At 39.9% G+C, this 24,061-nt stretch carries 16 protein-coding genes and 3 tRNA genes; 1 reads left to right on the forward strand and 18 read right to left on the reverse strand.

Annotation, left to right across the window (positions count from 1 at the left end):
• Positions 1 to 109: 109 nt before the first annotated feature.
• The 17 genes from AC21OH_RS08650 to AC21OH_RS08730 all read right to left on the reverse strand — a co-directional run bounded on the left by AC21OH_RS08650 (position 110) and on the right by AC21OH_RS08730 (position 22,168).
• Positions 110 to 4,714, reverse strand: coding sequence for a pilus assembly protein (locus AC21OH_RS08650; RefSeq protein WP_487370065.1), 4,605 nt, complete (start codon positions 4,712 to 4,714; stop codon positions 110 to 112).
• Positions 4,715 to 4,857: 143 nt separating this feature from the next.
• Entirely contained in the window at positions 4,858 to 5,700 is an 843-nt protein-coding gene (locus AC21OH_RS08655; RefSeq protein WP_487370064.1) for a hypothetical protein, read from the reverse strand.
• Positions 5,697 to 6,713 (reverse strand): PilW family protein, encoded by a 1,017-nt coding sequence (locus AC21OH_RS08660; protein ID WP_487370063.1) that lies wholly within the window; start codon positions 6,711 to 6,713, stop codon positions 5,697 to 5,699. Before AC21OH_RS08660 ends, AC21OH_RS08655 begins: the two co-directional genes overlap by 4 nt.
• Positions 6,713 to 7,282, reverse strand: a complete 570-nt coding sequence (gene pilV / locus AC21OH_RS08665) for a type IV pilus modification protein PilV (protein WP_486535622.1) — start codon at positions 7,280 to 7,282, stop codon at positions 6,713 to 6,715. The genes AC21OH_RS08660 and pilV overlap by 1 nt, the downstream gene beginning before the upstream one ends.
• 326 nt (positions 7,283 to 7,608) lie before the next feature.
• Positions 7,609 to 8,121 carry a pilus assembly FimT family protein gene (locus AC21OH_RS08670; protein WP_487370062.1) on the reverse strand — a complete coding sequence of 171 codons (513 nt, stop codon included), beginning with the start codon at positions 8,119 to 8,121 and terminating at the stop codon, positions 7,609 to 7,611.
• Between the two features lie 204 nt (positions 8,122 to 8,325).
• Positions 8,326 to 8,748, reverse strand: a complete 423-nt coding sequence (locus AC21OH_RS08675) for a type IV pilin protein (protein ID WP_487370061.1) — start codon at positions 8,746 to 8,748, stop codon at positions 8,326 to 8,328.
• A 280-nt stretch (positions 8,749 to 9,028) separates the two neighbouring features.
• Positions 9,029 to 10,102: a ComF family protein gene (locus tag AC21OH_RS08680; protein WP_487370060.1), complete on the reverse strand. Its 1,074-nt coding sequence runs from the start codon at positions 10,100 to 10,102 to the stop codon at positions 9,029 to 9,031.
• Between the two features lie 20 nt (positions 10,103 to 10,122).
• Entirely contained in the window at positions 10,123 to 11,448 is a 1,326-nt protein-coding gene (locus tag AC21OH_RS08685; RefSeq protein ID WP_487370059.1) for a phospholipase A, read from the reverse strand.
• Positions 11,449 to 11,630: 182 nt separating this feature from the next.
• A complete protein-coding gene (locus tag AC21OH_RS08690) occupies positions 11,631 to 14,210 on the reverse strand; it encodes a protein-disulfide reductase DsbD family protein (RefSeq protein WP_487370058.1) in 2,580 nt (859 codons plus the stop codon).
• A gap of 290 nt (positions 14,211 to 14,500) precedes the next feature.
• Positions 14,501 to 14,947, reverse strand: coding sequence for a type II secretion system major pseudopilin GspG (gene gspG, locus AC21OH_RS08695; RefSeq protein ID WP_487370057.1), 447 nt, complete (start codon positions 14,945 to 14,947; stop codon positions 14,501 to 14,503).
• 205 nt (positions 14,948 to 15,152) lie between these two features.
• The gene (gspF, locus tag AC21OH_RS08700; RefSeq protein WP_486535630.1) at positions 15,153 to 16,352 is read right to left on the reverse strand and encodes a type II secretion system inner membrane protein GspF; all 1,200 of its coding nucleotides are present in this window, start codon (positions 16,350 to 16,352) and stop codon (positions 15,153 to 15,155) included.
• Between the two features lie 205 nt (positions 16,353 to 16,557).
• Entirely contained in the window at positions 16,558 to 17,601 is a 1,044-nt protein-coding gene (locus AC21OH_RS08705; protein ID WP_487370056.1) for a hypothetical protein, read from the reverse strand.
• Between the two features lie 443 nt (positions 17,602 to 18,044).
• Positions 18,045 to 18,120, reverse strand: a tRNA-His gene (locus AC21OH_RS08710).
• 101 nt (positions 18,121 to 18,221) lie between these two features.
• Positions 18,222 to 18,298, reverse strand: a tRNA-Arg gene (locus AC21OH_RS08715).
• Positions 18,299 to 18,399: 101 nt separating this feature from the next.
• Positions 18,400 to 18,476 (reverse strand) — tRNA-Pro (locus AC21OH_RS08720).
• A gap of 234 nt (positions 18,477 to 18,710) precedes the next feature.
• Complete coding sequence (locus AC21OH_RS08725) at positions 18,711 to 20,381, reverse strand: 5-methylcytosine restriction system specificity protein McrC (protein WP_487370055.1); 1,671 nt, start codon at positions 20,379 to 20,381, stop codon at positions 18,711 to 18,713.
• A 386-nt stretch (positions 20,382 to 20,767) separates the two neighbouring features.
• The gene (locus AC21OH_RS08730) at positions 20,768 to 22,168 is read right to left on the reverse strand and encodes an McrB family protein (protein WP_487370054.1); all 1,401 of its coding nucleotides are present in this window, start codon (positions 22,166 to 22,168) and stop codon (positions 20,768 to 20,770) included.
• A gap of 230 nt (positions 22,169 to 22,398) precedes the next feature.
• Between AC21OH_RS08730 and AC21OH_RS08735 the strand changes: the two genes are divergently transcribed.
• Positions 22,399 to 23,067 carry a DUF4442 domain-containing protein gene (locus tag AC21OH_RS08735; RefSeq protein WP_487370053.1) on the forward strand — a complete coding sequence of 223 codons (669 nt, stop codon included), beginning with the start codon at positions 22,399 to 22,401 and terminating at the stop codon, positions 23,065 to 23,067.
• A gap of 224 nt (positions 23,068 to 23,291) precedes the next feature.
• Here AC21OH_RS08735 and AC21OH_RS08740 read toward each other — a convergent pair whose 3' ends face one another.
• Positions 23,292 to 23,801: a DUF6586 family protein gene (locus AC21OH_RS08740; protein WP_487370052.1), complete on the reverse strand. Its 510-nt coding sequence runs from the start codon at positions 23,799 to 23,801 to the stop codon at positions 23,292 to 23,294.
• Positions 23,802 to 24,061 lie beyond the last annotated feature (260 nt).

Raw genomic sequence — 24,061 nt, forward strand, 5'->3', positions numbered from 1 at the left:
TAGGCGTAAAGGTAACGCCGTAACCGTTTCGTAGTTCGCTGACTATACCACCGCATAAACGTTAAGGCACATAATGCCAAAACGTTATGAAGTTATAGATTCTAAGGTGTTATTGATTGACGGTTGGGCCTTCTTTTTTACGCTCGATTTTTGATTGTAAATCAAACCAAGCCAAGGGCTTAAGTGAGCCTTTGAACGAGAAGCTAGATTTTACCTCAGGGGCCCCGTCACTATTAAGCTCAGTAAACACATTGGTCTGCGTATCTTGACCGATTAAACTGCGCGACATGGTGTCCTCACTACCTACTTCAAAGCCTGTACCAAATGAGGGAATCATAATCCCTTTACCCGCTCTAAAGCGCTGGTAATGATTGCTACTGCTGCCGCTAATATTACATATACCGTAAGGTAAGCAGTATTGATGAATTTCAGTGGTTCCTAATACTTCAGGTAGACACGCGTTTTGAGTGTTTTTAAGTCCGTCATTTGGATTGTACGCAGAGACATACAATCTATTAGCGATAGCCGCTAATGGCCCCATGGCTTTGATACTGTCTGTGGTAATACCAACATTACTTTGGCTAGAGCCACTTCCGTACTGAGTGAGCGGCGACATCCAACCATCGTAATCTTGATACGCGCTGCCAGTTGAACTTGATGAGTTATAAGCTCCGTTAGGCTTATAGTTTAAGACCAGACCATCTAGTGACTGGACACCTAAGGCTAAGTTGGGTTTGCTTGCCGTAATGGTACTGCTCAAACGATAGCTGTCTTTAAATACGCCTGATTGAGCCACATCCTTATCATACAGCGTATATAACGTATCTACATGATTTGATAGGTTTTGCGCCAATGGATTACTTCTGTCTCCCGAGGCAACACTAACGGTCGCAAACTTAGTCCCTTTACGATTGGTTTGTATGGTCACCGTCGGTGCTTCATAAAATCTTAGGCCAGGCTGGTTAGCATTAGCATTCAAATCTGCAATACGCTGCACTCTGACTCGAGAAGCCGTCTGGGCATCAGACACTTTATTGTTAATGTCCATTCTAAATACCTGACCATTTAAATCTGCAAAATAGATATGATCGGTAAGTTCATCCGCGTCCCTATCCAATACTTTGACGCCACCAGGAATACTATATTTCATATGGCTATTTAACGCCGCTATGGTTTTGGATCCCGTAACGAATTTATCATCCGCATTATTGGCGGTCGTATCCCCTGCATTCTCACCTGTATTGCTGGCTGATATCAACAGATCGCCCGTCGTCGCATCAACGATATAGATAGCATTACCAAGTGTTTGCTGATTGGTAAAGGTACCAGAGCCTGCCTCATCAATTCTTTGTTGGTCGGTCTTGTCGTATTCGGTATCATAGCCACCTGATAATACCACTACCAATTTTGGAGCACCCTGCCAGCGAATTTTGGTAACCACTGGCTTCGCCCACGTATAACCCAGACGGTTAAAGTCGCCTGTATTGGTAATCGTAAATAGCTGTTCGGGGGATTTATCTTGATCAATATCTGTTAAATCCAAACCGTAGTATGCTTGAGCACCTAACCTTGCACCACCATACGCATAAATTTTATCTGCTTTTAATTTTTTGTCTTTGGCTTTATACGAGGTGTATACTGCCCAAGGGCCATCTACACCAAAACTTGGGGTGTTATCATCTAATGTACCCGTCAGCTCTGAGGTAATGCCTTTGTATTGACCTTTATTGGTCAGGACTTCTCTTGGGAAGAAAGAGAATACCTCTTCTCCATTAGAGTTGTCGACGATATGCAGCGCATTGTCCATCGCTCCAAATAATACATACTCTTTTTCTGGAGTATAAACGCCATCTTCACCTATACTGGCGGAAGATACAAACGAGACTGGGGTAGAATGAATGACTGCGCCCATCACTTTTTCAGAGGTTTCACCATCTGCGCTGTTTAATATGTCTACATTCTTTGTTGCATTGGGGTCGTAATCCTTAATTGGATAACCCATATAGTTTAATAAAAGGCGTTGTGTAACGACATCTCTACTATCTAGCGCCTCACTTGATGATGAGAACAACTTAACCTTGTTAATACTATTGCTACCCACATCGCGAAGCGGGCTAATTTTGGTAAGCGGCCCTTTATCTGCACGGCTTAGATAGATTGTTCTAGCACTTGCTGAGTCTTGGCTACTGGCAGGTTTGATATTTTCATACACGCCGCCTGCCTGATCTGTAGACCGGTATGATTCGTTCGCCCAATAGTCTTTTGATGTCGCTGCTAAAATGGTATTAGCCGCCGCGATCCCAGAGCCATTTGAAAACGGACTTGAACCAGACTGACCTTGGTATCCTGTTGCCGTGGACTTATACTTACGTAAATTTCCAATCCACTGTGACTTACCCGATCCTGGATTTGGCGCGACCAGTGGCAAATACCCATAACTCATTAGCTCGCCAGGACGTAAGCTATTGCCTGGAACGGCGATGGGCGCACTGGGTACGAGTCCAAACTGCGTCGATTCATCCCCACCTAACGCATTAATTTGTGTCTTTATCTGATTGGCAAATTGCTTAATGCTTGCCGCATCCGTATTGGTAGTGGTCTGATTGAAGCCGCCGCCGCCGTAATCACTTGATCCTAATTTGCATGAGTTTTTGAGGCTATTTTTGCGATTATTATCTAGAGGCCCACCTGTTATTAAGGCCGCAGACCCACTCACATTACAGGTATCGGGATCAACGCTAACATCAAGGGGAGTAATTAAATGAACGCCTGTTTGAATAGCGCGAGAGCTTGGATTGTTTGAAGAGTTTAAGCGCCGAGAATACGCGCCCATACAGCCCCAATGAGAAATAGAGCTGCCATTATCCAAACCACTGGTCTGACATGCATATTTGTACTGAGGATCGCCAGTAAGCCTATCAACCACCCCATACTGAATCAGTTTGGCTTGCTCAGTGGCATTATCTTCCTCAGGGTATAAGCCCAAAGACTTATTCATCTCATTGCGTGGCGGTACTGCAGCTGAGCTTGGAATACCCGCAGTTAGAAAAAATATGCCAGCATTTTGAACAATTGAAACTTCTTCTGTTGCTCGGTTATCAGGGTTAGACTGATAGGGATTTACGCCCGTTGGAGCGTCATAATTTGGGGTGCATATTCGATAGTTGGGCTGATCATATTTATAACTTTGAAATCTTCTCACTTCTGGCGGTAAGTTACGAATACCCGAACTTGAAAAGTTATTATTTAAAGTAGGCGGCAGTGCATAATAATTGCCAAGATATCCTGCTTTATAATAATAACGCCAGCCATTATAAGGGTTTAAAATAGCGTCGTAGAAATAATTCTCATCAACACCATCGCTCGTAATATCGATACCATCTATACCGGCAGGGCGGGTATTGCCCCAATTCACTTCTGGATAGTCTTGCGCGTTATTTCTGTTAACCGTTACCCAATCTTCTTCATTACACATAAAGCGATATGAAGAATAAATGTAATTCACCATTTCGGCTTTATCAAAGGCACAATACTGCCATTCTGTTTTGAACGCTTGCCAGTTAAAGCGGGTACGGTATTTACGATATAATAATTCAGGCACTAAAGCTGACTTAGGCTCCACCGTTGCATCATAATAATAAGTGAAGCCATCAGGTGCGCCCCAACTTCTATCATTTGGGGTACTGTCTTCTGTTTTTCTATTTACAAATGCTTTATCTTCTTTAAAATGATAATCTCTTAAATTAAGCGTTACCGGACTTATTTTGCTTCTATCATATACGGTATCGATTGGCCAAGGCTTCCTCCCTCTCCAAATGATGTCGTAGAGATTCTTACCTTCATCCGCTAACTTTTGAATTTCAGCTGCGGATGCCGCATTATCGCTATCATCTTCTAATCCTGAAGCCCAGTTCCAACTCGCTACATTATCTTCATCTATTTCTACCCATCCTGACTCACCATTATTCAGCGTTTCAGGGCACTCCAATCTTGCATGGGCAACTTTTACTTTACCCGATGCATCTTTGTTCTCATAAATATTTAACTGGCGGTTTTCTGGAGGACAATATTCCCAGTCATCATCGTCTTTTCTTAATTCTCGGGTAAAAATTTGAACATCAGGATAATCATCTAGCGTATCAGAATCACTAGTATCTAGACTCAGTTTGCTGGTGGTAGTGCCCATCATATACGCCCCTGCTTCTGCATATGCAGGTGCCATAGGGCTAAGGGTTGGCGTACTGCCCAATTGCTCAACAAACTGTATGATCTTATTACGATGCGCAGATCCTATAGGGCCGATACGACCTACAGGTACAAAAATACCTGCCGTAATACCATCTCCGCTTAGGCCTTTATTTTGAATAGACGAGCTTGGGTAGACGCCCAGACCGATTAAGGTATTTTCATCAATTCTATCTGCACTGGTATCCGTCATGAGATGCTTGATGGTTTCGATCATTTTTTCTTTACGTTTGTTAAACTCGCCAACCGTGACTTGACCATCGACCGAACTCATGTCTAACATTAATAATGCAGCATTCCCTGATGGTAAGCTTTGTTCACCTGAATTTGAGCCGATTTCACCTGTCGGCAGCCCGCCTTTATAAATTTCCAAATCACCTTGACTAGCAGCTTGCGACGTAACACTAGGTACAGCAGCTAGCGATGCAGCTACTGCAAGTGTTAAGGGCAGAACTTTAAAATTATTCATGTATCTTGGGCCTTTTGGTACCTAGTCTTTTTATTAACGCTGTCATTGTTTACGCCGAAGTCTATTATTCACGCCAAACTCTAATAGTTGAAATAATAATTATATATTTTAATTAAATATTAATTTAACCTATTTTAATATTATTATTCGTAACCGTTTTGATAACTAAAATCTTGAATCTGTATATTTTTGGGTACATTTGTATCATTTAAGCATTTAATTTGATTATTCTCAGCACTGTCACCAGCCAGATTACCTACTGCAAGCTTAAGACAATCGTTAACATCTTGCTTACTATCGGCCATGGCAGGTAATACAGAAGTTACAGCAGCTCGAATTTGAATATTATTAGCTCCGTTATAGCTAGCAGGATCACCACCCTCTTTCACCCCGCTAAATGGAGGAATTTCAACACCATCTTCTAACTCTGATTCGGCTGACTTACGATATAGCGACACTTGCGTTGCTACGGTTTCTCTTTGGCTAGTATAAGATTCAGAATTGTTTAAATTACAGTATTTATCGGTATTTATGGTTCTACCGTCTAACATAATACGGTGCTCACTGGTACCCGCGTATAATGCATTACGTTCTGTGGGTTCATAACACAAAACATACTCTGACAGCTTTTGTTCCCCTTCAAGCTGCATAAATCTTATCGGTGCTAGATCCTCAGCAGTAAGCTTCTCAAGCTCATCCTTATTCTCAGAGATTCTTTTTAATTTAACTAAAGGCACATCAGAGGATTGAAATAATAGCTGATTGACTTGGGCAGTCGTGGTTAAGCCAAGCGACGTTCTAGAGCTGGTAATCATTATTGTTGCCGCTATCGCTAATAGCAGCACGATCATTAACACCACAACCAAAGCCACACCTTGTTGCTGGGTTTGATTCAAGTAATCATTAGAATGCGTTTTGGCTGAGCCGTCCAATGGCATTTTAGATGGCGCTTTATATAAAGCCCTTAATGATGACGTACGCCTCATAACTCACTCCTACTATTACGCAGACTAATCACGCTTTCGTATACTCGGCGAATATAGTTTTGTCCATTCTCAATAGTGAAACCTTTGCCATTAACAATAAATGTGTTTTTTGTATCACCACTCACTGTATTATTCCCGCGCGTTATAACCCCCATTTGAATAGCAACTATGGCAGCATCGACATCGTAGTTGTTATTGGTTTTTTTCATGTAGTCTGACACAGGTATATACACAAGCCCCTCTGGGGACAATACGCCAAATCTGATACCAAAATAATCGACACGATTGACTAATATTGTGCCTGCATCACCAAAGCCGGTAATCGTTATAGAGTCTGTGGTTATATTCTCAGGATTAAAACCATCATTTATACTGTAACGACCTGCATCACACGCTAAGACGATAGCCAAATTGTTTGTGGAGGTTTCTCCTAGATTCAACTGATTGTCCAATCGCGTAAAGAACCGCTCAATCACCATTTCGTTTTGTTCATATGCGTTGCCTTCACAATCGACACCATCGTAAGGCGCCTGATATTGAATAGTCAGCTGATCACTATTTATCGCTGGGGATACATTGCTATATCCTGTATTAGCTTTGGTACTTGGACTTTGGGTCAATAAGCTGTCATCAATAGTTATGCCGCGCATATTACCAGTCAATAGTGCTTCATTATTTTTGTTTGTTACATTAGAGTTTATCGACCCTGTGAGTACCACGCCTGACCAAGGTGTTTCTTGCATCATCGGTGTCGGCGCGCCAAGGTTTGCCTTAGCGATCTCTTTTTTCATATAGTTTAAGTTGAAAATAGCCGCTTCTTGAACATCAGAGGCCGACGATTGAATGCGCTGATTATTAATACTTCCTGTAAATAATTGGAAGGCGGCGGCAACGACAATAAGGCCAATTAACAAAGCAATAATAAGCTCAATAAGGGTAAACCCTTGTTGCGACTTTATATTATATGCAGGTTGAGTTAAGCCATGGTGATTAGAAGTATGATGCGTTCCCATCAATAAGCCTCCATGTATATACAATCGGCTTTAGGTAAATAAACTCCTTGCGCGTCCAAACAGGCTTGAGCACCTTCGTCTGTTGCGGTGTCGCTATCCTCGTTTGAGATAGCTAATATAGGGCTTGTGCCATTCCATGCTGCAATAAAACACTTGGTGCTACCTTTAGATGCGGTGCCTGGACAAGTAATCATTCCAAGCCTAATGCCATTTGCATCTGCTTGCTCTTGCAATACGGCAACATCGTTTTTAGCCGTTTGCAGCGCATCACAAGGGCTTGATGCCGTACATTCGACAGCTGATATTGATCCCACATTGTTAATGAGCTTTTGATATTCCTCTAATACGGTGCTATTCGTACTATTTACTCTAATACGCTCTGTAAGATTACCCAGGATCAATTGTGCCTCTGTACGCGTAAGAGATTCATCTGTAGATTCGACCGAGCGTGCTTGAAGGGCAGTATACCCTAACGCTGCAACTGCTAATAACAATAAGGCGACCAGTACTTCAACAAGACCAACGCCTTGTTGACTGATGTGAGCATTGCCCTGTACGGCTGACATCATGTGAGACTTCCTTATCTTTAACAATAAAACCGCTTTAACCGGTTTATTATTTTCAGTTTCATATTTATATTCATAAAGCTTATAGCCACCCTATGCTCAATACTCATAGCTTATTGTAAATATTATATCTAGGGCATGTCTTCAATTGGATTACGTGGCTAAAAATGAGATAAATTTCTTGTCAAACAAGGATAATTTCGCAGATAATATAGATATATTAGCTTGAAATTAGACTCAATTTGGCGAAAATATAGCCATTTTTAGTCCATAAATTTAAAAGCTCCAAATGAAGATACGCCTTAATAATGGATTGAATTTCATAGCGGCTACTCGCATGATAGGTTTAATATATTATTAGTCGATGAAGACATCTTGCCAGAACCATATTTAGCAACACCGCGAGCATTTATCCAAACACTATAACCGCCTACTTCACTACCTTGTGCATCACAAACTCTAAAGTAGTTATCGCCACCTTCAATCGACCCATTAGGATAAACCGTCAATTCACTATCAGCGCTGCTGGTAATCTTTACTCTGTCTTCAAGCTGTTGCTGCGCGGTAACTTTATTCCCTACAACTACCTCAAAACTTTGATTAGAACTATCTATCTTTAAGGTTATGGGACGGTTTGCTAATGCAGCGCTCGATCGAGCTTCATTAAATATCGAAACAATCTGCATACCCGCTTTTTGAGTTCTTTTTTTCGCTATTTGATTACTAAAACTTGGTATGGCTATTGAGGCGATGATGGCAAGTAAAGCAAGGGTAATCATCAGTTCAATGAGTGTAAACCCTATCTGAGTATTTAATACCATTTTGACTGGTTTAGTTGACATCTTTACCTCTTAGAGTACGACGTTAAACCCTCACTGAGTACTTTTTATCGATGACTGAACAATAATGAGTGAGCCCTTATTGCTTTTAAATTCTTACTTTTCAACTATTACTTTTAAATTATTGCTAAACACTTATTACAAATCACCGCTCACTTAGTACGTCTAACTTAACTCTTGAAGTTTATAATACGCAAATGCATAAACTTAGCGCCATTCATCATTAAACCCACATGAATTTTTATGACATTTTTTGCCCGTATGATCGATGCTTAAAACGCCATCATCTGCCATTCTTGTTCCGGCTATGGGCTTAGCCGTTAATACCCATTCACCCGTCTCAAGATTATCAATGGACAAGTCATATTGAGCTTTGTCTGTATAAGGATAGGTAGTGCGATTGTTATTGACGGTAGTAAAGGTTAACTCTTGGTATCGACCTAATGCAATTTTTTTCGATTCAATAGTGGCTGCTATATTCTGTAGCTCACCCATCATATCGGTACGCTGAGTTTTAATGACATAATTCTGATAATTTGGATAGGCAATTAACGCCAATATACCTAATATGGCAACCACAATCATCATTTCGACAAGTGTAAATCCACGATGAGTATTCGGCTGCTGCATTTACCCTACGTTCCTATAAAAATAATGTCTAAACTGAAAAAATCAAAAAAACTAATAATAAAAATCTTACTTGCAATAAAAATTATCAATATAGACCTGTTGAATAAAAATCACTAACTAATTAACGATCAAGCTTTTAAAGTAGTCTTTAATCATGGTAGCAAGCTCAGATTAAGCATATTAAAAGCTAATTGATTAACTCTTATTTACCATTATAAAACATTAAGTTTAATTTAATAACTTAATAATAACTAATTTATACTATAAATACACTTTTATTTTAACAAGTCAAAGTATATGCCTGTAAATTTGAGCGATTATCATGTCTCATTAGGGTCGCCGCCAACTCGGACAATGTGGTGCCTGTCGTCGTGACATCGTCAAAAATTAATAGGTTTTTTACTGGAGGTTCTTCATTGAGTCTAAAGGCATGATGAATATTTTGCTTACGTTCCTGTCTTTCTAACCCTTGCTGACGCACTGTATCATCAACCCGGCTCATACCATCCCACAAAGGTATACCCCAATGTTTTGATAAATGATAGGCAAGGATTTGGGTAGGATCAAAGCCGCGATCACGCAATCGGCTAGGGGTTGTAGGTACCGAGATTATGAGGCTATTTTCGTTGTAACATCCTTTGGGACGTGGCAATTGTCTTAGCGCATGTACCAATACAGGTAACGCACTCAACTCTTCTTTATATTTAAACGCAATCATCGCAGCCCGCACAAAGCCACGGTGCAACGCAGCTGATTGTATACTTAATGTGGCTGGGTTAAAACTTTCAGAAGTAGACAAGTTTGAGAGATTGTCGCTGTGATCGTCTTTAAGATCGTCATTGAGATTGTCATTGGATTTGTCATTGCGCTCGGACTTGGGAATGCGATTGATCTCTTGTTTATGATTGAGATTCTCCAGTGTAACCGATTGATGACTGTCTTGCAGGTCAATCGGTATCGTTGCTACATCTGGCAACCACGCTATGTCATCATGACAATTTTGACACAATAAAGTTGCAGGGCGCCTCCAAATTTTTGAAGTAGTGTCTTTGAGGATAGTGTCGCTGAGGACAGTTTTATTAGAAAAATGGTTATTGAGGGGAATGTCTATCAGAGTATGGTTGTTAGAGGTGATATGAGTATCAGCAATGTCATTAGAAACGGCTTTATTTGTATTCAAAGCATTTGGGGTTAAGATATTTGATTTTGAAGCTAAAGTAATAGAGTTTAAAAAATGTGAGTTTATGCTATGTGGAGTGATGACATCCGCATCGTTAATTAAACAAACGCAGCATCTTTTTTGTATGAACTCTACCCGCCATAATCCTAGATGATAGTAGGCGGGTGTGAACATTTGGCGTAATGAAGTAAAAATTATAGACCTTTCCAGTCATTCAAAGAAATACCAATGCCCACGGCGGTTGTCTCTTCATTGTAGTCAATGATGGACTCACCATACCCATGAAATATTTGTACAAATCCATGAATATCATTGGCAAGTGGACGAGAATAGCCGAGTTGAATGGCTCCATTCTCATCATCAAAGTTATAACGACCTGTTGCCGTTATCGTTTCACCATCCCCTATATTGTATAGGGCGCTAATTTCACCGTGTCCATAGTAATCAACAATATCTGGATTATCACTTGGATCTGAGTCTGAATCATTTTTTATATGCGCCCAGACTTTGGGTATCACACTGAGTTTGCCCCATTCAGCACCACTCATGAGATATACACGGTTCCATGAGCGTGACCATGGATCAGACTGACCATTAGAATGATGAATAACACCAGCACCTAACATACGCAAGCGGCCGTTGAAAGGTAAATTGGCTTTGACAGGCTGTGTTATAAATACTTCTGGCATATAGTCTGTCGCGCGAAACGGGCGAGAGTTGTCTTCATTGTAAACCTGCCAATACATTTGCTGAGTATACCCAAACCATACATCTGCACTGGTATCAAATATATCTTCTGCAATTTTAGTTTTTAGTGATATTTGTGCTTTTAACTCTAGTGAATTATCATATTGTTTGCCGTATTCTTCAAACTCTTCATCTGTTGGGCTTTGTGTTGGCGTCGTAGGCGTACGATTTGGATCATAATGCACAAAAGCAGGCAATAAATAATTAGGTCTATAAGGTCTAATCGTCCAATTGCCAAGCTCACTATTTTTGTCTAAATCATAGGCCAAACTCAGCGGCGTATACGGCTCCAAATCATCAATCGTTAAGCCCACAGCTGAAAGTGCTTCATTGCCTGAAGCCGTTGGCGCACCTGCATCTGTCGATGTTGCATCTTGCGTATATTGTGCACTATCAGCATACTGGGCATCGTCAGCATACACAGCTGTTGGTTTTAAATCACTGATACTGGCTTTCACAGATTCAGCCAAATCTAAAGCTTGCTTACCTCGCCCTCGTGTGGTCACATCTCCCATGATTGCTTTGTCATAACATGCCAGTCTAGCGGCTTCCAGCTTCAGGTTAGAACATTGATAAAACGCATCGGTGCTGAGTGGCGTCATCTCTTGAGTATCTTCGGTTTCAGCAGCTTGGATTGAAGACATAAAAATAACTGGTGACAAACACACCGCCGCAATCGGCCCAGTTATAGATCTAGTAATAAACCTAGTAAGTGGCTTTAATTTTGAAGACTCAAAGCCTGAATTAGACGCCATGGGCTGTTTTAAAGACATGCCTATTCCTAATGAAATTTATAAAATTAAGGATATGTTAAATATCGTATTTGAAAATAGACTCTATTATAGATTAATTAGTCTCATAAATAATCATTTTTTTAGAAGTCATGAAGTCATAGAGGATATTTTACTTAAATAACAACAAACATTTTAATAAACACTCTACCAAAGCGCTTAAACTATAAACGGCGTAGCGTTTGTTCAAACTCCTCACGCCCAACCTCAGCCACTTGTTGTTCTTTAAGCTCTCCATCAACGATATACAATAAAGCAGGGGGACCAAACAAACGCAGCTCAGATAGCACGCGTGCAGACTCGTCATTGGTTTCAGTAATGTCTAATCTGACAAACTGCCACTCTTTCATCAATGCAGGTCTATTCGTAAACAATGTTTTGTCCATGATCCGGCATTCTATACACCAATCAGCAGTGACATCAACCAACACCTTGGGATATTGTTCGACAACTTTGATGAGTTCATCAATTGAAGTGATATGAATATCCGAATTATAGTTTAATTCTACACTTGGGACAGATCCTACTTCTGAACTCACTGAAGCTTGATTGGTAGCGGTATTAATAGGAGCTCCTGTAGAACTTGAAGGGGTAGATGTATTTTGGTCAAACTCTGTTACTGGCTGGGCTGCTTCAATAAATACACCTGAAACAGTTGATGGCTTATAAGCTGTTTGTACATTAGTTGCAGTAAATACCCGCAAAGGTTGCCAGACATCACTACTGCCTGCAGCAGCACCGACCATCAATAACGTTGCCCATATACCCATTAATATTCCCAATGTTCTTGTAATAATAATACCGCGGCCAACCCAATACCAGGCCCATACGGCCACCACCACAAACCACACGGCCCATAGCATTAACATAACTGGTGACATTAATACTCGCTCGATAAGCAATAAGGCCACAGCGAACAGTAAAAGTGCAAACCCTTGTTTTACCCAGTTCATCCACGCGCCAGCTTTGGGCATTAACTTACTTTGACTAGCACCGAGCACCATGAGAGGCGCAGATAATCCAAATCCAAGCATAAATAACGCTGCAAAACCCAATAGCGGATTGCCGATGGTAGATACAGCCAACAAGGCGCCAAATAAAGGCGCAGACACACAAGGAGATACCACTAAAGCTGACAACAAACCTGCAACAAAGCTACCTGCGGTGCTTCCTAAATACTTGTCACCTGTCTGGCTGATGGCATGAGTCCGCTTACGAATGGCATTAGGAACGGGTACTTTAATGACATCAAGCATATATAAGGCGAGTAGAACAAATATGGCAGCAAAAGCTAATAGGATAGTCGGGTTTTGCAACCAGCCTATAATACCTAACTGCTCACCAAATACTGCGATAATCGCTCCCAAAATACCATAAGCAACTGAAACGCCTAACGCATAACTACCACTTAATATCAGGCCTCTTTTTGGAGTTGGGGTGTGCTGACGCGCCACAATATTGCTCACAATAGGCAGCATGGGTAACACACAGGGTGTGAATGCCAATCCTAAGCCTGCTAAGAACAAAAGGAGTAAAGCCAACCAAGGATGCTTAGCTAAACCAAAAGGATCTTGATTGACTACGTTTTCACCGCCAAATAATGATCCTTCATTTGTTGTTGAAAGCTTGGCACTTTGGTTGTTGCTTTGAGCGTCAACCGTTGAATTGGTCGTGATATTATTTGCAACGTTCGTATTATTCGTATCCCCTAAAATAGTGTCAGCTGTACTGTTATCAAAATTATAAGGACTATCAATATTTTCACCTTGCGCAGTATCAACAGATGACTCATTAACAGCAGAGTCATCTTCAATGCCAACGCTATTGTATGGTATAGATGACTTATTGATCGGGTCGCTAGCTACAATATCGGTATTTTGAGTTAAGTTTGCTTGGGCCTTATTATCTGCTGCAGTTTGTGCAGACGCCGCTGTGGCAGAAGATGACTTTGAAGACGCTGAACTTGGAGCAGTTGATTTTGAGTTACTAGTGGACTCAGAAGCAAGTGTTGTCGAGGAGGTTTGCGACGATGACGCTGAGGTCGATGCTGGAATTGACGCTGGAATTGATGATGAGTTTGATGCTGGAGTTGATGTCAGGTTCGAAGGTGCAGCAGCTTTTAAATTAATCTTTACTGATTGGTTTTGCGGTGGATAACACAGCCCAGCATCCGCACAGCCTTGCCACTTCAAGGTAATATTTTGTTTTATAGCTGAGGAAGTGTTGTTCGTTAATGAGGCCGTCGCAGTCACCAAAGGCTGTTTAAATACAGCAACTTTGCCAAACGTAGGGTCATCGACGGTCGTTGAAGGCTGTGAGAACTTAAATGCAGATGCGGTCACACCATCAGGTAGCTTTAATGCAAGCTTGTCTTTATATACGTAGTGTCCAGGTGTGATATTAAGATTAACTAAAACCTTATCACCTTGCTGCACTGCACTCACATCAAAGGCATCTTTCACATTCAAAAAATCACTTTGAGCAAATTGTGCTGAATCACTTCCAAAAAGATCGCCCAAGCTGGCAGCATGAGCAGGCGTTGAATCGATAATATGAGGCGCTGTAAATAAGGCAATAGCACAGGACGCGATAATACCGGTACGCTGTAAACGCGATACTGTACCTTGATTTTTTACAAGCTGGCGATTATCACTCACCGTGAATTTATCGGCATCTGTATTGTCTGATGCTCTATTAAAGTTATTATTATCAGATTTGCGATAAACCTTATTAAAATCTCTCATCACATCAACTTATCTTAGAATTTATACAAACGGCTATTATTGTATTTAGGCAATTATTAAATTTGGATATCTATGACGTGAACCTTATTAAAAAGGTCCCGATTAGAAGTTATCGAATAGCAGGTATCGATTATATTGAATACACCTGCTATGTCATAAGCAATAGGGAATTATCGATAACTAATTAACAATAAATCATCAATAATGTACCAAAAACGCATAGCCACTACCATCGATATAAAGGGGCCTAAAACAGGGGTTAACAGTTATATGATTAAAGGCAATAAACATTATGGCTTGGCATAAATGTCCGCGTTCACCCCTTCCCCTCCTTGCTTACCATCTGCCCCTAACGAGAATAAATCATAAACTCGTCCTTCTGAACCAGGTGAGACATATTGAAGATCATTTTCCCAAGCATCGGTTGGATAGTCACCTTTAATGTACCCACCTTCAGGATAATTCTTAGCATCTTCAGGCGGCGTGATGAGCGCCTCCAAACCTTGAGCAGTCGTCGGATATTTTGAGTTATCCACTCGATATGAATCCAAAGAGTTCGATACGGTAGCTAATATGGTTTTAGTAGTCCCTATACGTGCTTTATCACTTTGGCCCACGACTCTAGGGACAACAATGCCCGCGAGGATAACTAAGATAACAATGACGACCATAATTTCAATAAGGGTAAAGCCAGATTGAGACTTGGTGGGTAAAATGTATTGATTGCTTCGCTTCATAATGTCTTCTTTAAAATATGTATTAGATTTAATATGTAGAATATATATAGTGTTAATAAAGTTAAATATAATAATTTATTGATTAAATAAAGTCATTTAAAGTCTTTTTTAAGCCAAACCAATTTTATCAAATCATTCAGGCTTAACCAATTGCTTAAACCAATCTATCCTAATCAATCAAGCTAAACCCATCCAGCTTAATACTTTAAGCCAAATCATTCATATTAACGATAGGCAACATAACTGCCATAACAATTATTAGGACGACTACCCCCATAAACACTAGCATTAATGGGGTAATCAGAGCCAGCAAAGTGCTAATATAATTAGTAGCCTCCGCTTCTTGCATATCCGCAGCCCGACCTAACATGTTTTCAAGCTCTCCCGAATTTTCTCCACTTTTAATCATTTGAATCATCATGGGAGGGAAATAAGGCGACTTCTCTAATTGACTCGAAAGACTTGCGCCTTCTGTCACTTTTATAGCTGCCAGATTTATCGTATCTGTAATATAAGTATTAGTGGTGACAGCCGCGCTGATTTGCAAGGCTTCAATCAAAGGCACACCCGATCGCACAAGAATAGATAAGGTGCTGCCAAATCGAGCCGCATTAAGACTTTTTGTCAACCGTGCTAATACTGGTAGCTTTAGTACAAGCCTGTCAATACCCCGCTGCCCTGTCTCAGTTCTAGCAAAACGAAGTATCAATAACGCTACTACGGCACCGACGATGGCGATAAGCCACCACCATTGTGTAATCGTATTTGATAACCCCATCACCACTTGCGTAATCAAAGGCAGTGCTTGTTCAGATTGTTCAAATACTTTAACAATCTTTGGTACTACGAAGCTCATCAGCCCAATAACCACAACAAGTGAAATGACCATTAATATTAAAGGATAAATCATAGCCACTTTAATCTTATTTTGCAGGGCAAAACGATTTTCGGTGTATTCGGCCAATTGCTTTAATATCAAATCCAAATGACCTGAGCGCTCGCCAGCTGCTACTGTCGCGACATATAGCGTTGGAAAATTAGACACACGTTCCAATGCTTCAGCCAACCCATACCCTTCTAACACAAAAGAACGAACAGACAAGATGACAGACTTCACATGAGGCTTTTCTGATTGCTTCGCCACTGATCCTAACGCTTCTTCAAGGGGAATAGCAGCTGCTAAAAGAACCGATAACTGCCGAGTTACTAATGCAAGCTCATACGCTGAAAGCTTTTTTTGATGACGCACTTTATCATTAGTAACTGTCTGCACCGCATCCACTTCTATCGGCAATAGTGACTGCGTTCTAAGCTCTTGGCGAACTTGACGTGAGGAGTCTCCTTGCATTACCCCTTTCTTAATTTTTCCAGCAGTGTCTAGGGCTTTGTAGTGATATGCTGGCATAATGCGCTCTTTATGGATCTAACTGGATCTTATGCAGTTATAAGATAAATGTATTAATATGAAAATAGCGGTTATAAAATAGCCGATATACAATGGTAGTCATAAAACATGTATTATAAAATAGAGGTTGTAAAGTGCCTTATAGAACGCCCATCATAATCTGTTCATCCTACAAAATGATTAATTTTTAGAAGCTTTTGGCGGTTTATTTATCACCAGTAGTACCCGGGAAGATTTTGTCTTCGATCATATCTGGCATATCAGGCATGAGTCCATTATTTAATAGCATGTCTAAATGTGTTATTTGCTGCTTTTTATCAAACTCATTCACTTCTGCAATTAATAGCTTTTCAGCATATTTATCAATCTTATAACTGCTTAACCGCGCGCATAGTACGGCCAACTGATATATACGTCGCTTACAGTGCACGTCTACACCTTGTAATAATCGAACCATTTTTGGGGTTTCTAAAGAGACGTAATCATAATCTGCTACTGTCTTCTCAGGCAATGGCGTCACGCCGTATGCAATAGATAAATGGGCTAAATAATAACAGCAAAATAAATACCCCATAACGTGACCAATATAATAAGCTCGATCATACGTATAGCTCATTACCCCAAAATGTCCCATTACATAACTGGTCAAACTGCCCTGATCAGCTATGGTAAGAGTATCTCGCAAACGACCAACAGTAGGCAGCTTTAAATGATTCTTACTGGCGGATGTAAGTTGCCATCCGACTGGTTTTTGCGCGGGCATATGTCGAACGATATCTACAATCAAATCATCCACAACATGGATTTGCTGCCAAGTTAGCTCAAGCTTATCTAAGTCTAAGATACCGCGCTGGTCTAGAACACGTACCATCTGATACTGCTCATATTCATCAAATTGCGGTTTTAAAATTTGAACCATGTACGTGGGTCTAATCGACGTATGCGCGGTGTAAAAAAACTCATTGCGCTGCTGTTGTCGTCGATATAATGCTGCCCGCTCATCAGCAATAACCAAAAGATCTTTACTATTCGCTGTCGTATATAGTTTTAAAGGCTCCGTACGATACAAATCTATCAACTGCTCTTTGGTGTTAGGCTTTCTAGGCGTTTGTTTGGTCGCAGAGTCTGTTTCATGCTCGGTTTCACCTTGGGCTTTAGCATCCATAGAATTTTCACCAGCAGAATCATTTGGCTGTTTGTTCGCTAATTTTGTATTGGTAGCAGTTACGGTAACGGAGGGTCGTGCCATAATATTAGCTCTTACATATCTTCTTTAAATTTAATAAATTGCGTCATAAAATCTATTTCATAATACCATTAATGATAACAGGTACACAGAGGTTTAAAAGAGGTGATTCTAAGTTGAAAGCTTTATGGCTCTTTTTATGGCAATTCATCATATTTTTGTTGTGTATAAAAAATTGAACCAGTGGGGGAGCTCAGATATCTATTATCCAATAGCAGAGATTAATATAGGGGCTGTATAAATGAATTTAATATGAGCGTTTGAAATTTAACAATATTATAGAGGTTATAGAGATTGTCAGCGGTATTTTAATAGCTATATCGTTACTATCTATACATTAATGTAGACTTATATTGCGAAACAATAGACCAAAAAAAACCAATCGTAGCATAGGCTAGATTAGTATAAAAAAGTCAATAAATATAGGATAAATACTATTTAAAATATGGGGCGAATGACGGGACTTGAACCCGCGACAACCGAGATCACAACCCGGGGCTCTACCAACTGAGCTACATCCGCCATAATAGATGTATTGATGTTATAAAGAAGTTAAGCGCGATACATAGTCTATTTAGTACTTATGCAATAGCTACTTGCTTTATAAGGTTATCAGGCAAAAATGGTGCGCCTGGCAGGATTCGAACCTGCGACCACCTGCTTAGAAGGCAGATGCTCTATCCAACTGAGCTACAGGCGCTCATAGTACTGACCATATTCATTATAACTATAAAATAGGCTATAAACGAATAGTGTCTTATTTAAAGCATAAAAAAAAGCCTGTAAGGCTCTAGTAAAAAGTGGTCGGAGTGATAGGATTCGAACCTACGACCCTCTGGTCCCAAACCAGATGCGCTACCAAACTGCGCCACACTCCGATGCTTTACTTTTTATTCGAATACAAGACGTTAAATGTTTAAATCATCAGCGTCATCGCTATCGAGGTGCATATAATAGGATTAATAGAACATTCTGTCAACACCTTTTTTAAATAAATATATAGATCGTTATAAAATTTTGCAAAATCTTATTATCAAGGTTATCGTCCTAATGGTTGAATATTCACAGAACCTTATATAAGTTGTCCGTAGTCCATATACGTGAGGATTCAACTAGCCCAACCTCCCCTCTTTAACTTTGAACGGTATAACATGCATTTCGCATCTATTTTTCTGTTTTGAACAGTTACCTTTATATGAGTTATCTTTATATGAGTTATCTTCGTATGAGTTATCTTCGTTTAATTTATCTTGATATAAGTTTGCAGTGACCTTTATCTTATTTTTTAATCCGCCCGTAGTAGGATAAATTAGCCATGCATTTTGACATCTTAAATATTGCTGATAGGTCCATAATTGCTGCCAATCACTGCCGCTTATCTCATTCACACGCGTAAGCTTTTTATATTTTATGTCAATTACGTGAGTTATACTCCCCGTGGCGTCAATAATACAAGCATCTGGTATTAATTTTTGAATAACAGCACTGTGTTGACACTCAATGTCTTTATTGGGAGGAGTATTTGTATGCAGATGCTGAGTTGGTTTTAAACTCAAACGTTGATTAGATTCTGCAACCGCATTGTCGGTCAGCCAATTGAAGCTTGGCTGAATAATTAATTCTGACGTTGGCATATTATTCTTAACGTCATTAGCAACTTTACCTAATACCCACCGTTCAAAAGCGTGATTCATATTTATCATTAACGTGGGCTGCGGCATATACGCGGTGTCACTTACCCCATGACCACTCCTAGACTTAGCGGTATTATTTAGAATCCACCAGCACCAATCAATGGCATCTAGTAGTACGTGATATTGTTTAGATGAAAATTGACTACGCCATTGCGTCGCTTGTTTAAGCAGCTTATTGTAAGTAGGCTGCCATTGTTTTGGTGGCAATACATTGTGACGTTTTAGAGCCTGATGTTTTAAAGCGCTATGTTTTAAAGCGCTATGTTTTAAAGAGCCGTGTTTTAAATTGCGATGTTTTACAACCTTTGACGTCGCTGATTGTATCGAAAGCCGTTTGGCGAGTTTAGGTTCGCTTTGTAATTGATGAGTAGACTGGTTTAATTGTTTACTTTGTAGTGAGATTTTATCTATTAAGGGATTGGCGCCTTGCAATCTTTGCAATTGCTGCCAGCCCGTCGCCAGAAATTGAAGCAGTAAGGCGTCTGTTTCAAATATAGAATGTTCACTATATAAATAATGCGGGCGGTGCCAATTTAATCTTAGTTGAGATTTTAGGTTGATTCGGCCTTGCGCTTTCGGATTATTTTGTACTTGAGTTTGATACTGATTGGGTAGAAAGTTTGCCGCTTTTTCTATATACAACTCCGCCGTTTTTAATAAGCCGATATGCCATGGCTGCTCATCGCCATGTGTAGTATTACTATTAGCCACTTCGTGATTAGCATTGGAGCTTTTATTTTTAGCATTTGATCTTTTATTTTTAGCATTTGATCTTTTATTTTTAGCATTGAAGCTTTTATTAAAAGTAGCGGGTATAGATAGGCTATCTAGGATCGTCTTCGGATAGCGGTTAGAACTAACCGAAGTTTGGGCAAGCGATGCCGAGGATATCGACTTTAAGTTTAGCGAAGCGTCAAGATCGTCGGATGCGATATCTTTTAGCATCTGCGCTACCCAAGCTCTGGATTCTCGAACGGCTGCTAGGTTCTCAGTGCTTACATTTGATTGAGTCCCTGTATTCGTTTTTATATCACTGATTTTAGGTAGGATTTCTAAAACAGTACCGCTAGGTAGTACAATTGAAGCCAAATAATGACTGACCCTTAAAACTACCTGGCCGCGCTTAACCTGAATATTAAAGCATGGCAAATCTTCTTCGATAAGATAATTAAAATCTTCAGGTAATAGAAAATCATGAATACTTAAGTGTTGATGCTCTAAACAGCTTATTAAATTCGCCGTCGCTGGATCAGACTATTGATTTGTTTGATGCTGGGACACTACTTTTGTATTCCTTTGACAGAGCTTGGTTTCGCGTCAAATAGCGCTAAATAACGTGCAATACCATTGAATACTATCTATATACCTTTATAAATAAAGTGGAAATATAGAAGTGTATTTACAATAGCGGTTTAGCTAGGTTCATAAGCTTGATTTATAAACTTAAATCATAAGCTAAGTTCAAGTTACTAAAACTAACTAGACTCGTAAAACCGTGTATATGTATTCGCCATCAAGTAGGGTGAAGCCTTTTTTGTGCGCACCTCACTATCCTTGTTGTTAACGTCTTCTTGGGTTCTAGATACCTCTTTATTTGCTATATCTTCAAATTCTACAGCTAACTGTATTCTAGAGGTTGCCAACTCATCATTTGACTCAAATAAGCTTGGTGGTTTATTTTGCTCAACAGGAGTGTACTCGTAACCGTATAATATCTGCCCGAGAACCTCGTGAATTTGATGCGCAGCGACAGACTGGTTCAGATGCTGCATAATTTGTGGAATGATTTGGCGATATAGCCGCGTAGCTAAGCCCTGTACATCATTAATATTCATAAAATAAGACTGACCTAATTGTGCCTCTACACCAATCAAAGAGGCTAATCGCTGATTGATAGCCTGCATCATTTTAGCTAAATCAACTTCCTGTCCCCACTGATCTGCTACCTCGCCAACAACGCTATTATCTGGCGCACATTCTATAAAATCAAAACGACGACGAAACGCCATATCTAAGGTTGCTAAAGACATATCTTGGGTATTCATTGTTGCATATATATCCACGTTACTAGGTACCGTGAATTGACGCCCCGAATACGCTAGACGCACACTCATTGGCGTATCGCTGCCGGCACGTTTGCTAGGTTCAATAACGCTCATGAGTTCACCGAACACTTGTGCCGTATTCGCACGATTAATCTCATCAATCAGCATCGCATAGCGATTTTGTGGATCGGCTTGAGCTTTGGCACATAATGCTAAAAAAGCACCGTCCTGTACAGTGTACTGCATTTGACCTGTTTGAGGATTAATTCTAGGTCGTATCCCTTCTACAAACTCATCGTATCCATAAGATTGATGAAAGCTCACCAAACAACTGCGACTAACAACATGATCTTGAATATGGTGCTTGATCGCATCAGAGTTATAAAGAGAGATGAGTTCTTCTAAGCGACTTTGAAGAATAGGTGTCATCTCATCTAGTAGATACCATTGACTTGATTCGGTTTTATCAAAGTAGTAATTAGCAGAGCGTTTGCTTGAGTTAACCGTCGTGGACTCTGGATGCGCATGCTGATTCAACTGAACCCATAACGTTTGATTAATATTATCATGTCGCTCATTGGCTTGGGCTTTGTCTCTAATCAATGCATGACGCATTATTTCAGGGACGGTCATCATACGATTTTCTAATAATAGTACCGCACACACCACATCACACCAGCTATAAGACTTAACCTGCTGCAACCGCCAGTCGTCCCATGAATGGTCTATAACTTGGTCATAGCGTTGCTGAATCTGTAACAAACGATGCGTTTTACCAGTACCAGCTACGCCAGTAAAAATTATATTAGTCGGTTGGTTAGGCTGTGTCATAAAGGTCTTATTCTAATATATAACAACTATTGTGGATCTAACATCACATTTTTATCTGTCTATAAGTATCGCTTAAGCTACTTTATACTAGTGTTCACAAGAGTTTTTAAATCAAACTATGTATAAGATAATCAATCTGTGCGTACGCGCGTCACTCACTTATTCTACTGACGGTGATATAATGTCTCATTATTTACTAAATCTATGATTTTACACATTTAAGGATATATATGAGCCATTTAGGACAGATAATTAATCAGGTTACCAAAGTTGCTCAAAATGCTCTTTCTACCGTCTCTCAGATCAGTCCCATAGATTTATCAAAGTTATCTAACCATAATAATGATGCTGAATCTTCCGTTCCCAACGTTCACAATCCATTTACCACCATATTAAAAGCGGTGCACGTATTGCCTAAATCTGCGCAATCGTTCGTATTAACTCAGGCATTTAGTCGCATTGTACCGTATGTCGGTACAACTGGCATTGTTTATGAAAGTGTGACGCCTAATAAACTTGTGGTGAGCCTAGATAATGATAAACACGTTCAAAATCACATCGGCTCTGTGCATGCAGTGGCAGTGACGCTCTTAGCAGAAACCGCCACAGGCTTTATTTTAGGTATCAATCTACCTTCTGATCGCATATTATTGGTCAAGTCTTATGAAGTCAACTTCTATCGCCCCTTACAAAAAGGACAAATTGCTGCCATTTCGACGTTAACCGATGAGCAACGTCAGTATATTTTAGACAACCATAAAGGAGAGATGGTCATTCCCTGTGTTATTGATGATCGCGAGTCAAGCAGTGAACGCGATCCAATCACAGTAGAAATGACTTGGGCTTGGATACCAAAATCAGAACTCAAACAGCGCCGTGAAGGTGAAGCGAAGTCTTAAACTTTGACTAAAAAATGTTATCACTTCTATTATTTTCACTCAAATATCATAACTCCAATATAACAACTCTAATGTCTAAACTTTAAAGTCTCTTTAAGCCTATAATCTTAATCTCACGTCATTAAGATTATAGGCGTGATACTGAGTTCATAATTAAAAGGTCTGTAATTCAATTCATGTATATGACAGACTTAATAACGTTGATAGTTGTTAGAAAAGTCTTATTAATACTCTATCATTCCTCCGCGCATCTCATCAACGAGTGTCATAAATTGACCACGCCATTCTCGGATCGTTTGTTCATCTGGTAGCCATTGATTAGATAACGTGACAACATTAACAATAAGATCACGGTTGGTGGTCTCCATACTTTTACTATCTGGCTCTGGCGCGTACTGACATCGTTCAAACGCTTTATTTATATTTGCAAGTACGCCCGTCTCTAAAGATATCTTTATACGTTTTAATTCTGGTGAAACAAGCGTTTTTTTCGCAAGTTCATTCTCTATATACTCAACCGTAGGATGGCTAGTGTCTAGATTATAAAAATGAGCCAACTCTTGTAATAAAGCCAATAATGCGCCTTGTAAATGAAAAATAGCCGTTTCGCAATGCGCTTGATAATGCTGTTTGTCCGCTGTTTCTCCAGCTTGTTTGCATGCAATTCGGCAAAAATAAAATTTCTGATTGGTTCGATCTGCTTGATAACGAGCGACTCTACCCTTATCTGCCATACCATGTCCTCATTTTTTCGTTTTATAATTCTAGCCATTTAATAATTCGCTGAGTATAGTTTTAATATATAGTCGGCGAACTTATAAAGAGTCACGGTGTTAACCTCGTTAAGTCTACCCTAGTAGTAATTGCACTCAGTTGCCTTGTGACTACTTAAAAGTTCTTTGACTATAGAACTCACCTTATGCCATTAATGTACCATAAAAAAAGCCAGCATTACGCTGGCTTTTCTATTACAAAATAAATTTATAAGCTGAAC

It is taken from the genome of Psychrobacter sp. CX10 (assembly GCF_057621575.2).